Source organism: Streptomyces sp. NPDC055287 (assembly GCF_053646035.1).
Window position 1 is genome coordinate 56,538 of sequence record NZ_JBSHNE010000021.1, and the last position, 13,885, is coordinate 70,422.

Here is a 13,885-nt window from a genome sequence, read left to right on the forward strand (position 1 = left end):
TCGCGTCTCCAGCTCCCCCGTCCCGGCGCCCTTCCTCGCAGCCGGCAGGCCGCGCCGCCGCGCAGGGCTGCGAGCGGCACTGGTGTGGGGCGACGATGGAAGAGACCATGTCGCCCCTGAAGGAGTGGGGTCGCCGCCGCGCCAGTGGGCGGAAGGAGCAGTTGGCCATGGGTACTCATGGGTTCCAGGCCGATCTCGGGCGCGCCGGGCGGGCGGAGCTGAGTCCTTCGCCGCCGGGCGGGCTGGTGGATGTGCTGGGTGTGGCGGCGGTCGTGCTGGATGCGGACGGGCGGATCGTTTTCTGGAGCCCGCAGGCAGAGGCACTGCTGGGTTACAGCGCCGAGGACGCGCTCGGCCGGTTCGCGGCGCAACTGCTGGTGGCGGATGAGCACGTCGATCTCGTGTTGCGGCTGTTCGCCCAGGTGATGTCGGGTGAGGGGGGCTGGGCAGGCGTTTTCCCCGTACGGCACAAGGACGGTGGCACGCGGGTACTGCAGTTCCGCAACATGCGGTTGCTGGACGACCGCGGCAACGCGTACGCCTTGGGGCTGGCCACCGATCAGGCGACGTTGCAGCGGGTGGAGCGGGACCTGGCCCTGTCGGTGCGGCTGGTGGACCAGTCTCCGATCGGACTGGCCGTTCTGGACACCGATCTGCGGTACGTGATGGTCAACCCGGCGCTGGAGCGGATCAATGGCCTGCCCGCCGAGGAGCACCTCGGGCGTACTGTGCGAGAGGCGCTGCCCTTCCTGGACACCGACAGCATCGAATCCGCCATGCGGCAGGTCCTGGCCGTCGGCGTCCCGCTGCTCGACCAGTACACCGTCGGCCGCACCCAGGCCGACCCCGGCACCGAGCACGCCTGGTCCGTCTCCTATTACCGGCTGGAAGACAGAGGGGGCAAGGTGCTGGGCGTGGGCACGTCGGCGGTGGACATCACCGACCGGCACCGCGCGTCCCTCAATGCCGACCGGGCCCAGCACCGGCTGGCGGTGGTCGCCGAGGCCTCCGTACGTATCGGCACCACGCTGGATCTGGAGCAGACCTGCCGCGAGCTGGCGGATGTCGCCGTGCCCGAACTGGCCGACATGGCGGCCGTGGACGTTCTCGACGCCGCACTGGCGGGCCACCAGACCACCGTTCCCGCCGGCGGACCCGCGCTGTTTCGCGCCCTGGCCGTTGCCGTCGCGTACCCCACCGAGGCCGCCGCGGCGGCGGCCGACCCTCCCGGAGAAGTAACCCGTTACGACGCCGACCGCCTGGTCACCCGTGCCGTCAACACCAGCCGGCCCGTCATGGTGCCGCACGTGGACGAGGCCGATCTGTCCCTCATCGCTCGCGACCCGCGAGCCGCGGCACTGATGGCCCGGGCCGGCGTCCACTCCTACCTGGCCGTGCCGTTGATCGCGCGGGGCGAGGTCATCGGCGCCCTCGACCTCGTACGTGCCCGCAACCCGCAGCCCTTCACCGAGGACGACGCCACCCTGGCCTCCGAGCTGGCCGCCCGCGCGGCCGTCTGCATCGACAACGCCCGGTGGTACCAGCAGCAGCGGGACACCGCCCTCACTCTCCAGCGCAGCCTCCTGCCCGCCCCACCGCCGCAGCTCTTCGGCCTGGAAGTCGCCTCGCGCTACCAGCCCGCCGGCGCTGCCGACGAGGTCGGTGGCGACTGGTACGACATCCTCCCCCTGCCCGACAACAAGACCGCGCTCGTCGTCGGCGACGTCATGGGCAGCGGCATCAAAGCCGCCACCACCATGGGACGGCTTCGCACCGCCACCCAGACCCTCGCCGGACTCGGCCTGGAGCCCACCCAGGTCCTCCGCAACCTGGACCGGATCACCGCCGGGCTGGACCCGTACTTCGCCACCTGCACCTACGCGCTCTACGATCCCCACGCCGCGCAGTGCCGCATCTCCACCGCCGGCCACCTGCCACCCGTCCGCATGCGGCCCGGACTCCCGCCCGAACTCCTCGACCTGCCCACCGGCGCACCCCTGGGCGTCGGTGGCGTGCCCTTCCGCACCACGGCCGTCGATCTGGACCCCGGCGACCAGCTGGTCCTCTACACCGACGGCCTCGTCGAGACCCGTGACCAGGACATCGACACCCGCCTGGACGCCCTCCTCGTCCTCCTCGACGGCCCGCACCGCACCCTCGAATACACCTGTGACCACCTCCTGGCGGCGCTGCGTCATCCGGACGACCACGACGACGTCGCCCTGCTCATCGCCCGCGTCCGGCGCTGAACCGGGGCCCAGCGGGCACAGGTCGCGGTCGGCTCAAGCCCTCACGACGTACGGGCGCCACGATGTACGGGCGCGAGCCGGGGCCCGGTCGGGCCTCATTGCGGGCCCGGGGAGGGCGGTCGGCCCCACTGCGCTTCCAGCGCCGTCCGCAGGGCGTCGGCAGTCTCCCGGCCGATCCTCTCGGCCAGCTGCTCCTCCAGCCGCTCAAGGACGACGTGGGCCTGGCGGTGCGCGCGTTCGCCCTCCTGAGTACGCCGGATCAGCCGCTGCCGGGCGTTAGGCGGGGTCGGGAACCTTTGGGGTGGTGGGAGTCCGTTGGCGGACACCTCGTCTCGCCCCTCGCCCTCACCCCGCCGCGTCAGCGCACTTCGGCCGGGCAGGAAGTCAGCTCGTCGGCCGCAGGCCGGCTCGCAGCAGGGGACGCCGAGCCGACAGCGGCCGGTTTCCGGAGCAGGAGCAGCGCCGCGTCGTCGTGGAGCCGGCCGCCGACGTGCGCCAGCAGCTCCTCGTGGAGTGCGGCGAGGGTGCCGGACGGCTGATCCGAGATGTGCCGCGCCACACCCTCGACCAGGGGGTAGAACTCGCCGTCGTGGTCGCGGGCCTCGGTGACACCGTCGGTGTAGAGGAGCAACTGGTCACCGTCCGCGAAGGGCAGGATCTGAAGGCTCGGGGTTTCGCCGGTGAGCGCGCGCAGCCCTAGCGGTGGAGCCGGATGGGTCGGCTCGACGGGCAGTACGCGCGAGTCGCGGACCATCAGCGGCGGGGCGTGGCCACAGTTGACCACCTCCATGCACCCGTCCCCGGGGTACCCGGCGACCACGGCGGTGACGAAGTCGTCGGAGCCCAGATTTCGCGCCAGGCTTCGCTCGATCCTGGCCACGACGTCGAGCAGGTCGGGCTCGTCGTAGGCCGCCTCCCGGAAGACGCCCAGCACCAGAGCGGCGGTGCCCACCGCGGGCAGACCCTTGCCTCGTACGTCGCCGACGATGAACCTCACCCCGTACGGAGTCGGCACGAGCGCGTAGAGATCCCCGCCGATCCTGGCTTCCGCCGTGGCGGCGCTGTAGCGGACGGCCACTTGAAACTCGCCGACCGTCGCGGGAACGGGCTTCAGGAGGGCGTGCTGGGCGGCTTCTGCGACGGAGCGCACGGCCGCCAGAACCCGCTCGCGGCGCACGCGCAGCCCACTGGCCAGGCCACTCGCCAGCGTGACGGCCACCAGAGCAGAGAGCACGATGGCCAGCTCGCGACCCAGTACGCCGTAACGAACCCCCAGCAGAGCGCCCACAACGGCGGCGAGGAGGCCGACACAGAGGACACCCCCCGGCCGACTGGTGGTGGCGGCCAGCGCGGGTCCGGCGGCGAGCAGGGGCAGCCAGGTCCCGCCTCCGCTGACGAGGGCGAGGAGTACAACGACGGAAAGGATCAGTACGGGCGTGCCGGCGGCGAGCTGCGCGGCGGCGCCGGTCCGGGTCTTCGTGATCGGCCGTGTCGGCCACCAGCCGCGTTCATGGTCCCGCGCTCGACTCATATCGTGGTCCGCAGCCCTCTCCTCGCGTCAGCGAATACGCCAAAATGTCCCTTTCATTCAGAGAACAGGTTCCGCGCGGGTGCCACAAGGACAGGAATTTCAGATAGTGAGCGAAAGGCCCCTGGTCACGCGGCCGGCTGTCGGGACGAGGCGCGCGCGCACCTCATCGATGCGGGAGAGCCGGTCCGCCCGCATCGAGACACCGAGCGAACCGAGCACGTCGCCGCTGTACACGGGCACCGCGAGGCAGACCGTACCGAGGGCGTACTCCTCCAGATCCATGACGGCCGGGGCGGTGGCCGAGGATTCGAGTCGCCGGATCAGTTCGGAACGGTGGGTGATGGTGCGGGGCGTGAGGTCGGCGAGGGTGTGCCGGGAGAGGTAGTCGTTGCGGGCCTCGTCGTCCAGCTCGCGCAGCACGCACTTTCCCAGCGCGGTGGCGTGCCCGGCGTCCTCGAATCCCACCCAGAGGTCGACCCGCTGCGCCCGGGGGCCGTCGACGATCTCGGCGACCCGGATCTCGCCCTCCTCGTAGAAGGTCAGGTATGCGGCGGCCGACAGTTCGTCCCGCAGAGCGGCGAGTGTGGGGCGGATCCGGCTGAGCAATGCTTGCGCCCGGCTTCCGGTCTGCAGCACGTCCAGCTGGTCCCCGATGACGAACCCGCCGTCGTCGAGCTTCCTTATGTAGCCGTCGTGGGCCAGCGTCCGCAGCAGGTGATAGGTGGTGGCCAGAGGCAGGCCCGTCTCGCGTGCCAACTGCTTCGCCGGCGCGCCGCTCACGTGCGCGCCCACCGCTTCGAGCAGGCGGAAGGCTCTCTGTACGGAAGTGATGAGCGTGGGGCCATCGTGCGCAGCCATAGGACCAGCGTGCGCCCGACGCATCACCCGGGCAAGAGCTCCTGCCCGGGGCCGCGAGGCCGGAGGCGCCATGCGCCGGGCCCCGCACCCGAGCAGCGGCGTTCGCGCGCATGGTCAGATGCGACCGCCGTCAGCACGCTGTGGTGCGGCCGGCCGGTATCAGCGGGCGCACGCGCCCCTACACATGAAGGCTGAGGCTGACAGAATGGGACACGTTGCGTCCGATGTGGCGGAGCCGTCGTAACCGGCCCCGATCGGGGCACACGGAGCCGTGACCTTCAGCGATGACGGGGCGGTGGTAACGCGATGGAACGGGACGAGGGCACCAGGGACGGCGCCGACGGGCTGCTGGACGGCCTGACGGTGGACGAGAGCAGGCCGGAACAACCGGTGCTGCTCGACGCGGCCGGGCAGACGATCAAGACGTGGCAGGAGAACTATCCGTACGACCTGAAGGTCGGGCGGCGGGACTACGAGCGCCGCAAGCGGGTGCTCCAGATCGAGATGCTGAAGCTGCAGCGCTGGGTCAAGGAGACCGGGCAGCGACTGATCGTCATCTGCGAGGGCCGGGACGCGGCGGGCAAGGGCGGCACGATCCAGCGCTTCACCGAGCGGCTCAATCCCCGTGGCGCCCGGGTGGTGGCCCTGGAGAAGCCGACGGAGCGGGAGGCCACCCAGTGGTACTTCCAGCGGTACGCCGCGCATCTGCCCGCGGCAGGCGAGATCGTCTTCTTCGACCGCTCCTGGTACAACCGGGCCGGTGTGGAGCGGGTCATGGACTTCTGCACACGTGAGCAGTACGAGCTGTTCCTCCGTCAGTGCCCGGCCTTCGAGCGGATGCTGGTCGACGACGGGATCCTGCTGGTCAAGTTCTGGTTCTCGGTGTCCAGGGCGGAGCAGCGCACCCGGTTCGCCATCAGGCAGGTCGACCCCGTGCGGCAGTGGAAGCTCTCGCCGACCGACGTCGCTTCGCTGGACCGCTGGGACGACTACACAGCCGCCAAGATCGACATGTTCCGGGCGACCGACACCTCGTTCGCGCCGTGGACGGTGGTCAAGAGCAATGACAAGCGACGCGGTCGCCTGGAAGCGATGAGCAGCCTGCTGTCCCGGGTCGACTACGCCAGCAAGGATGCCGAGGCGGTGGGGAAGCCCGATCCGCTGATCGTGGGCGCGGCCGACACCTTGCTGGAGCCCGGCGAGGAGAACGTCAGCCTCTCCCCCACCCCGCTCGTCCCCGACAGCACCGGGCCGGGGGCGCATCCGCCCGCGACCGCCTTCCGAGCGGCGAAGGCGGCACGTCGTACGAGTGACTGAGCGCCCGCCGCGTCCCTACGAGCACGGTACGTGCCGGGCCGGTGGACGCCCGGGCAAGTCGTTATCGGCCACTGCAGGAAGGTGCTGTGAGCGGGGGTGTGCCGTCCAGGTACCAGCGGCCGTCCTCGTGGGTGACTGCCCAGGGAACGCAGACGGGGCCGGCCACGCTCGTGCCCTTGAGGACCAGAAACGGCTTCTGGTCCCTTTCCCGCAGCACCGGGGCGATGTCCCTGCTTTCTGCTTCTTCGATGCGGTTCAGAAGGCTCTTGGCGTAATCGCCGGCCACAGTGTTCTTGCGGAACAGGTTCTGCAGCCGGTCGACGTCCTGGTCCCGCACGGCCTGGGCGACGTCGCCCATCAAACCCTTGGCGGAAGCTGAGCCCTCGGGCGGCTCGTCGGCGATGGACACACACACCACGGTCATCCACGCGACGAAGCCGGCGATGAGGACGGCGGGCAGCAGACGGGTCTTCCAGCGCTTACCAGTCATGGTGGGCACGTCGATGTCTCCTTAAGCCGGGAGTAGCTGTCACAGTGGGTTGAGGCCGCCCCGACGGTGGCATCCGGGCCGATGCCTGACCTGCCGCGCGATGAACTCGTTCGCCCCAGGTGCCTTGTTCCACAGCTCTGCGCCGCCCATGCACGCGAAAGGCACGCGAAGGAATCGGGTGTGTCAGCTCCCGATTCGGTCCATCTCCCGTTCTGCGAAAGCACGGAAGCTGCGCGGTGGGCGGCCGGTGAGGCGCTGGACGGTGTCGGTGGTGCGGTCCTCGGCGCCTTCGGCGATGGCGTGGTCCATGCCGGCCAGCATCGCGGCGAACTCGGCGGGCATGTCGGCGGTCAGGCGGTCGCGCATCTGCTCGTAGGCCAGTTGGCGGTGGGTGACGGTCCGGTCGGTGACCTGGGTGAGGACCGCGGCGATGTCTCCATAGCTCAGGGCTTGTGGCCCGGTGATGAGCAGGTCGGTGTTCGGGGCCCGTGGCCCGGTCAGTGAGTGCACGGCGACGGTGGCGATGTCGTCGGCGTCGACGTATCCGACGCGGCCCTCGCCCGCTGCCGTTCGGATGGTCCCGTCCGCTCTGATGGTTCGGGCGTGCGCGTGGTTGCCGGTGAAGTTCTGCATGAACCACGAGGGCCGCAGGACCGCCCACTGGGAGAACAGAGCGGGCAGGGCCTGATGCACCTGGCCCACGGCAGGGCCGCCGGCGGGGATGGCCGACGAGCTGAGCAGGACCGCGCGGCGGACTCCTGCGGTGCGGGCCTGTTGAAGGAAGGGCAGCATGACGGCTGCCGGATCCGGAGAGCCGAGCGGCGGGATGAGATAGACCCGGTCCACGCCTTCGAGGGCCCCGTAAAGGAGGAGCCGCATGCCCGAACGCAAGCCCCGCGCGGACGCAACTCGCAATCGGGACGCTGTACTTGCGGCCGCCGACTCACTCTTCGCCCGGTGCGAGAGCCCCGAGTCGGTCACCATGGCCGACATCGCGGCAGCAGCCGGCGTCGGCAAGGCAACGCTCTTCCGCGGCTTCGGCGACCGCACCGGCCTGATCCACGCGCTGTACGAGATGCGGCTCGCACCGATCAGGCTGGCCGCCGAAGAGGGGGCGCCGCCACTGAGGCCCGCCACACCGCCACTCCAGCGCGTACCCGCCCTCCTCGACGCCGTCCTGTGCTTCAAGATCGACAACCGTCACCTCGCCCTTGCACTCGAGGGAAGCGGCGGCGGCAGCCCTTATGCGGCAGAACACTACGAGCGGTGGCACAGCACACTCCAGGCCGCACTGGAGCAGATTCCCGGACTCACTGACAGCGACTTCACCGCGCATGCGCTGCTTGCTGCCACCCGCGCCGACCTCGTCGAACACCTCGTCGGCCAACGGCGGACGACTCGTGATGAGATGCGGGCTCACCTGGCGGCCTTCACCGCCAGAGTCCTGGACTCCCCTGCGCCGCCGGACGTTCGCTGACCTTGGCCCCCGGGGGTGTCCTGTCGACCATCAGCCTCGCCGGCACACTCGCCCCACTCGCCACAGGGTGGGTGTTGGCCCGGTCCGTCCGCCCCTCGAATCCCGCAAAGGCCCGGGCCAGGGTCGCATCAGTGACCCGCGTGGCTCCGAACGAGTGGACTCGCCGGAACCCGTACCGGACGGGGACCTCCGCCAAGGGTCCGGATGGTGATGTTGCCGTCCGAGCCCCTGACCCGGAAGAGGCGCCCCGACATGCGACGTACCCCCTACCGCCGTCTGTTCGCCGCAGGGCTGCTCGTGGCGTCCGTGCTGGCCCCGATGGCAGCGACTCCAGCTACGGCCGTCCACGCCGGGTGCGCCGGCCGGCACGACACGGACGAGTGCCCGCCCGACGGTCTCGGTCCCGGGCTGACCGCCCATCTGGACCAGACCATCGAGCACGTCCGCCGGCAGGCCGGCATCCCCGGTGTCGTCGTCGGACTGTGGATGCCGGGCAAGGGGAGCTACGTCCGCGCGACCGGCGTGGCCGACACCACCACCGGCAGGCCGATGACCACCGACGTTTTCACGCGGATCGGCAGCGAGACCAAGACCTTCACGGTCACCGCGCTGCTCAAGCTTGTCGACGACCGCCGGATCCGGCTGGACGACCCGATCTCCGCCTACATCGGCGGCGTGCCCAACGGTAGGCGGATCACGCTGCGTCATCTGGCCGAGATGCGCAGCGGCCTGTTCCCGTACACCGCCGACCCGGGCTTCGTGCGGGACCTGGAGGGCGACCCGAGTCGCACGTTCAACCCGAGGGAGCTGCTCGCTTACGGCTTCAAGCACCGCAACACCTTCGCGCCGGGCGCGAAGTTCCAGTACTCCAACAGCAACCTCATCCTGCTCGGGCTGGTGATCGAGAAGGTCAGCGGCCTCAGGTTCGCCGACTTCTTGCACCAGCGTGTGCTCCGCCCTGCCCGCCTGAGCCACACGCTGGTCCCGGACAGCCCCGCGTTCCCCGAGCCGCACGCGCGCGGCTACACCAAGCAGACGCTGAGCGGCGAGAGGGCGAACGCCACGGACTGGAACCCCAGTTGGGCCTGGTCGGCCGGGGCGATGATCTCGGACCTGCACGACCTGCGCCGCTGGGCCAAGATCGTCGCCACCGGAACGCTGCTGCGCCCGGAGACCCAGAGGGAGCGGCTCAAGCTGCTGCCGACCGGCTTCCCCGGCACGAGCTACGGCCTCGGCATCCTGAAGACCGGCGGATGGATCGGCCACAACGGCTCCCTGCCGGGCTACGAGAGCGTGACGGTCTACCTCCCTTCGCAGAAGGCCACCTTGGTACTCATGCTCAACACCGACGCTTCTTACGAGGGCCAGGAGCCCTCCACGCTTCTCGCCCGGGCGATCACCGAAGTCGTGACCCCCAACAATGTCTACGACCGTCCGGTCCCCCCGCGCTAGGGAGGGGTCCCCGCAGTGACGAGGAGGGCCGCCGGGCCGGCCCGGCGGCCCTCCTCGTGGCCCCACCGGCCGGTCAGGTGAGCGTGAAGAAGAGCGTGTCCTGGGTGTACCAGTCGACGTTCTTCGTTGCGCTCTCCCATTCGTCGTGCTCGAAGTCGAGCTTGACGATGAGTTCCTGGACGTCGTACCGGAAGGCGGGGTCCATCCGGTCCAGGACGGCGCGGTAGGCGTCGGCGGCGGGTTTGGTCCTGGCCAGCGGCAGGTGGCCGATGGCCGGGTAGCCGTCTACCGAGTGCGGGATGTGAGGGAAGTCGAGGGGCAGCCCGCCGTAGAGGTAGCCGTGGGGCAGCAGGTCGGCGGGCACGCCGAGGCCGCGCATCTCGTCGTCCACCAGGCCGAAGAACGTCGAGGGCTTGGAGTAGGTGCCAAGGTGGTACGGGTCGCAGGCGTTGCGGTCGATGATGTGCTGCACAGCGGAGTTGTAGGCATTGCCCGCGCACTCCGCCTCCGAGTCGGTGCGCCCGGCGATGAGGTGATCGAGGGCGTCGGGGATGGACAGCCCCCAGTCGACGCCCTGGCGGTCGAGATCGTCCTGGTGGGCCTGGGCGGCCTTGCGTATGCCGTCGAGGCAGCGCAGCTGGTCCGGCGTGAGGTTGCCGTTACTGCCCAGGTAGGCCAGGACGTCGGCCTGGTCGGCGGTGGAGTACGCGATGTTGTGACTCATGACCGCAATGGTGCCAAGAGGCACTGACATCCGGCCGTCGGAGGGTGGGAGTGCAGCGCGGGCGCCGGGCGATTGTGTCGGCGCCCCGACCGCGGTTCACTCCAGCGGGCGTTTGCCGACGGTTGTCGGGCAGCCGGGCCGGATCACGCGCGTCCTCGCGGATCCGGCCCCTTTCCCGGTGCGACTCCCGTGCCGCAGGCGGCGGCAGGGGCGCTTCCGGCAGTCCGAAGCGGACTCAGGAGTACGCGGGCCGCCCCGGAGCCGGGACGTTGCGGAAGCGGAACGGCTCCGGGGCCCGGCCTGCCTGGACGAGCCAGCATTCCCCGGCACCGTCGCCGGTCACGATGCGCAGCACCGTGTCCGCTACGACCTCCGCCGGGATAACCGGCGTGCCCTGCTCGGAGAGCATGCCGCGCAGCGGGTCGATGATCCGCGACTCGGCGAAGCCCGGGCAGATCGCGTTGAACCGGATGCCGTCGGGCGCGAGCGCCGGTCCCAGTGAACGCGCGAGACCGACCACGGCATGCTTGTTGGCCCCGTACAGGGCGTCGAGCGGCACCGAGGCCAGGCCGGCCAGGGACGCGGTCGCCACGATCGCCCCTCCGCCGCGTGCCCGCAGCGCCGGCAGGACCGCGTGGGTGCCGAAGACAACGCCGTCAAGGTTGGCGCCCATGGCGCGGCGATACCGCGCCAGGTCGAAGTCGTCGCCGACGCCGCAGCCCGTCGCCACCCCCGCGTTCAGGAAGGCGATGTCGACACCGCCGCAGCGCTCAACGACGAAGTCCACCAGAGCGCGGTTCGCATCGAGGTCGGAGACATCGCACGCCCGGAAGTGACCGCCGACGGTGTCGGCCACTTCCCGGCCGCCCTCCGCGTCGAGGTCGGCGACAACCACCTCGGCGCCCGCCTCAGCCAGCGCCAGCGCCGTGGCCCTGCCCAGCCCGCCGGCACCGCCCGTGACGATCGCGACCTTGCCGCACAGCGGTGCCGGGCCGTGCGCGCTCGAGGCGGCCCGGCCCGCCGACGGGGCCTTCCTTCCGGTCACCTCGTCGGTCATGCCAGTTCCAGCACGAGCTTGCCGACGTTCTCGCCGCGGAAGAGCATGTGCAGCGTCTCGGGGAAATCGTCCACCGTCCCCTTGACCACGTGCTCCTTGACCTTGAGCCGGCCCTCGCCGATCCACCCGGCGATCTCCTGTGTGGCCTGCGCGTAGCGCTTGGCGTAGTCGAAGACCACGAAGCCCTCCATGCGGGCGCGGCGCACGAGCAGGGACATGTAGTTCGACGGGCCCTTGACGGGCGTCGCGTTGTTGTACTGGCTGATCGCCCCGCAGACCACCACGCGAGCGTGCATGGCCAGCCGGGTGAGCGCAGCGTCGAGGATGTCCCCGCCGACGTTGTCGAAGTAGACGTCGATGCCGTCAGGAGTCTGCTCGCGCAGCGCTCGCTTGACGTCGTCGGCCCGGTAGTCGATCGCCGCGTCGAAACCCAGCTCGTCGGTCAGCAGCGCGCACTTCTCGGGCCCCCCGGCGATGCCGATGACGCGGCAGCCCTTCACCTTCGCGATCTGGCCGACCATGGTGCCGACCGCACCCGCCGCGCCGGAGACGACCACGGTCTCACCGTCCTTGAGGGCACCGACGTCCAGCAGGCCGAAGTACGCCGTCATGCCGGGCATGCCAAGTGCGCCGAGGTAGGTCGAAGGCGGCGCGAGCGAAGTGTCGATCTTCAGGGCGCCCCTGCCGTCGGACACGACGTGCTCCTGGACTCCGAACGTCCCCACAACGTGATCGCCGGGCTCGAAGCCGGGGTGGTTGGAGGCGGTCACCTCGATGACCGATCCCGCACGCATCACCTCGCCGAGCCCGACGGGCGGGAGATAGGAGGGGCGGTCGTCGAGCCAGCCGCGCATCGCGGGGTCGAGCGATATGACGCGCGTCCTGCCCGCGAACTGGCCGGGGCCGGGTGCCTCGGCGGGTGCGGAGACGTGTTCCCAGTCCTCGGACTTGACGTCACCCACGGGGCGGGCTGCCAAACGGATCTGGCGGTTGGTCGCAGACATGAAGCCTCCTGTTGTCCATGAACCCCTCGACCATACCGACTGGTAGGTACGTCTGCGACTGTGAGGTGCGCCACGTCCTGGTGCGCGTCACCCCCGTACTGATGCCGGGCCGTCGAGGATTCCGCCTTGAGCGCACCCAGCATCTCGCCTCCTCGGCACGTGCTGCCATCAAGGACGGGCGCCCGGACCGTAGCGCCCCCACAAGCACGACTCGGCCAGGGCCCGGGCGGCGTCCTCCTTCGACGGGCGTGTGGGCGTAAGCGCCCCTCGACTCACGCTGAACGGCCGCTCACGACGCGTGGGGACCCACGTCCGCCGCCGAGAGGGGACCGCGGACCGGGGCGAGTGCCGCGTACTCGTCCGCGCCGATGTCACGGGTGGTGCCGCGCGAGTGGCCGTCGATGTCGTCGGCCACGGACGGGCTCGCCAGCGTCGCCGCGTTGATCGCCGGGCTGCCGGCCGTCAGCCGGAACACCCCGTCGGACTCCTGCCGGAGGAGCGGGTCGGCCCGGCGGTAGCCGCCGGAGGGGATGTTGCCGTTGGACGCGGCGCCCCACAGGAGGTTGCTCTGCCAAGTGAAGCCGGTGGTCTTGCCCATCGCAACCAGGCTGCCAACCCCGGCGACCAGAAGGTTGTCGGCGATGACCACGTCCCCGGGCTCGTACTCGCGGGTCTCCCCAGAGAGCGTTCCGGCGTTGCCGACCAGGGTGTTGTGCACGATCACCGCACGGTCGCACGCGTCGTTGCCGCGCCTTTCCCCGGTCGTCTCACCGGCGTGGTGGTCGCGGGTGGTGCCGCTGCCGATCACCAGGGCGCGGCCCGACAGACCGCCGAGGTAATTGTTGACGATCAGCTGGTCGTTGCCGTAGACGCGCAGCCCTTCAGCACCGCCGATCAGGTAGTTGCCCTCCACTCTGGAGCGGTTGCCATGGCGCAGCACGATCCCGCCGCGGCTGTCGCGGATGGTGTTGTACTGGACGGTGTTGTCCGAGGACTTCACCGAGACGGTCTCCGGGTCTCCGTCGCACCCCTCGAACAGGTTGTACTCCACAACCGCGTGGGCACTGGACAGCGCCCGGCCGCTGACGCCGAGCCGGATCGGCTCGCCGCCGTTGGCGCCGGCGAAGCTGTGGCCGGAGAAGTGGTTCTTGTAGATGTGGAGGCGCTGGGCCATGGCGGTCGAGCCCGGGCCGTCGACGACCACGAAGATGCCCTCGGTCGACTTGTCGTGGAAGCGGTTCCGGTCGATCTTGACGTCGTCGGCCCGCACGACGACCCAGTCCAGTCCGCTGATGTCGGCGAACCGGAAGTCGTTGCGGGTCAGTCGGATGCGGGGGCAGCTCGCCGGTATCTCCAGCGTGGTGCTCTGGCGGAAGGCGAAGCCGCTGATGGTGACGTTGCTCGAGTTACTGAAGACGAAGCTGCGCTCGCCCTGGAGCACCGCGCCGCCGCGAGATTCCGAGACGATGGTGATCGGTGCGCTGCTCGTGCCGTTCTTGCCCGTGACGCTGATGGCGCCACGGGGCGGGACGGTGTACGTGCCGTCGGCCAGGACGATCCGATCGCCGGGGACCGCGCGGACGATCGCGTTCTGGAGTTCGTCCAGGGAACCGACCAGCGTCGTGGCTGCCGACGCGCTGGTCGCCATCAGAGTGTTGAGCGGCACAGCGGCGATGGCGGCGCCCAGCAAGGTGCCGGTGAGAAACGTGCGTCGTTGCATAGTGCC

Annotated in this window: 12 protein-coding genes; 4 read left to right on the plus strand and 8 right to left on the minus strand. The window is 70.3% G+C overall.

Annotation, left to right across the window (positions count from 1 at the left end; all coding sequences use genetic code 11):
• Window positions 1-167: 167 nt before the first annotated feature.
• Window positions 168-2,249, plus strand: coding sequence for a SpoIIE family protein phosphatase (locus ACWIHY_RS27115; RefSeq protein ID WP_454378287.1), 2,082 nt, complete (start codon window positions 168-170; stop codon window positions 2,247-2,249).
• Window positions 2,250-2,607: 358 nt separating this feature from the next.
• Here the strand turns inward: ACWIHY_RS27115 and ACWIHY_RS27120 are convergent, their stop codons facing one another.
• Both ACWIHY_RS27120 and ACWIHY_RS27125 read right to left on the minus strand, forming a co-directional pair.
• A complete protein-coding gene (locus ACWIHY_RS27120; RefSeq protein ID WP_454378288.1) occupies window positions 2,608-3,780 on the minus strand; it encodes a PP2C family protein-serine/threonine phosphatase in 1,173 nt (390 codons plus the stop codon).
• Window positions 3,781-3,879: 99 nt separating this feature from the next.
• On the minus strand, window positions 3,880-4,638 hold the full coding sequence (locus ACWIHY_RS27125; protein WP_454378289.1) for an IclR family transcriptional regulator: 759 nt from the start codon (window positions 4,636-4,638) through the stop codon (window positions 3,880-3,882).
• Window positions 4,639-4,944: 306 nt separating this feature from the next.
• Here ACWIHY_RS27125 and ppk2 point away from each other — a divergent pair, with 306 nt between their 5' ends.
• Window positions 4,945-5,955 (plus strand): polyphosphate kinase 2, encoded by a 1,011-nt coding sequence (ppk2, locus tag ACWIHY_RS27130; RefSeq protein ID WP_454378290.1) that lies wholly within the window; start codon window positions 4,945-4,947, stop codon window positions 5,953-5,955.
• 61 nt (window positions 5,956-6,016) lie between these two features.
• On the opposite strand, the gene ACWIHY_RS27135 is transcribed toward ppk2, so the two are convergent.
• Both ACWIHY_RS27135 and ACWIHY_RS27140 read right to left on the minus strand, forming a co-directional pair.
• Window positions 6,017-6,454, minus strand: coding sequence for a hypothetical protein (locus ACWIHY_RS27135; RefSeq protein WP_454378291.1), 438 nt, complete (start codon window positions 6,452-6,454; stop codon window positions 6,017-6,019).
• 174 nt (window positions 6,455-6,628) lie between these two features.
• Entirely contained in the window at window positions 6,629-7,324 is a 696-nt protein-coding gene (locus tag ACWIHY_RS27140) for an ergot alkaloid biosynthesis protein (protein ID WP_454378292.1), read from the minus strand.
• On the opposite strand from ACWIHY_RS27140, the gene ACWIHY_RS27145 reads away from it, so the two are divergent.
• Complete coding sequence (locus ACWIHY_RS27145; RefSeq protein ID WP_454378293.1) at window positions 7,323-7,922, plus strand: TetR/AcrR family transcriptional regulator; 600 nt, start codon at window positions 7,323-7,325, stop codon at window positions 7,920-7,922. The two genes, ACWIHY_RS27140 and ACWIHY_RS27145, sit on opposite strands and share 2 nt — an antisense overlap.
• Window positions 7,923-8,174: 252 nt before the next feature.
• Complete coding sequence (locus ACWIHY_RS27150) at window positions 8,175-9,374, plus strand: serine hydrolase domain-containing protein (protein ID WP_454378294.1); 1,200 nt, start codon at window positions 8,175-8,177, stop codon at window positions 9,372-9,374.
• A gap of 73 nt (window positions 9,375-9,447) precedes the next feature.
• Here ACWIHY_RS27150 and ACWIHY_RS27155 read toward each other — a convergent pair whose 3' ends face one another.
• The 4 genes from ACWIHY_RS27155 to ACWIHY_RS27170 form a co-directional block, all read right to left on the minus strand.
• A complete protein-coding gene (locus tag ACWIHY_RS27155; RefSeq protein ID WP_454378295.1) occupies window positions 9,448-10,098 on the minus strand; it encodes a DUF7691 family protein in 651 nt (216 codons plus the stop codon).
• A gap of 235 nt (window positions 10,099-10,333) precedes the next feature.
• Window positions 10,334-11,155, minus strand: coding sequence for an SDR family NAD(P)-dependent oxidoreductase (locus ACWIHY_RS27160; protein WP_454378296.1), 822 nt, complete (start codon window positions 11,153-11,155; stop codon window positions 10,334-10,336).
• On the minus strand, window positions 11,152-12,159 hold the full coding sequence (locus ACWIHY_RS27165) for an NADP-dependent oxidoreductase (RefSeq protein WP_454378297.1): 1,008 nt from the start codon (window positions 12,157-12,159) through the stop codon (window positions 11,152-11,154). The genes ACWIHY_RS27160 and ACWIHY_RS27165 overlap by 4 nt, the downstream gene beginning before the upstream one ends.
• Window positions 12,160-12,448: 289 nt before the next feature.
• Window positions 12,449-13,879, minus strand: a complete 1,431-nt coding sequence (locus tag ACWIHY_RS27170; protein ID WP_454378298.1) for a chondroitinase-B domain-containing protein — start codon at window positions 13,877-13,879, stop codon at window positions 12,449-12,451.
• Window positions 13,880-13,885: the final 6 nt, after the last annotated feature.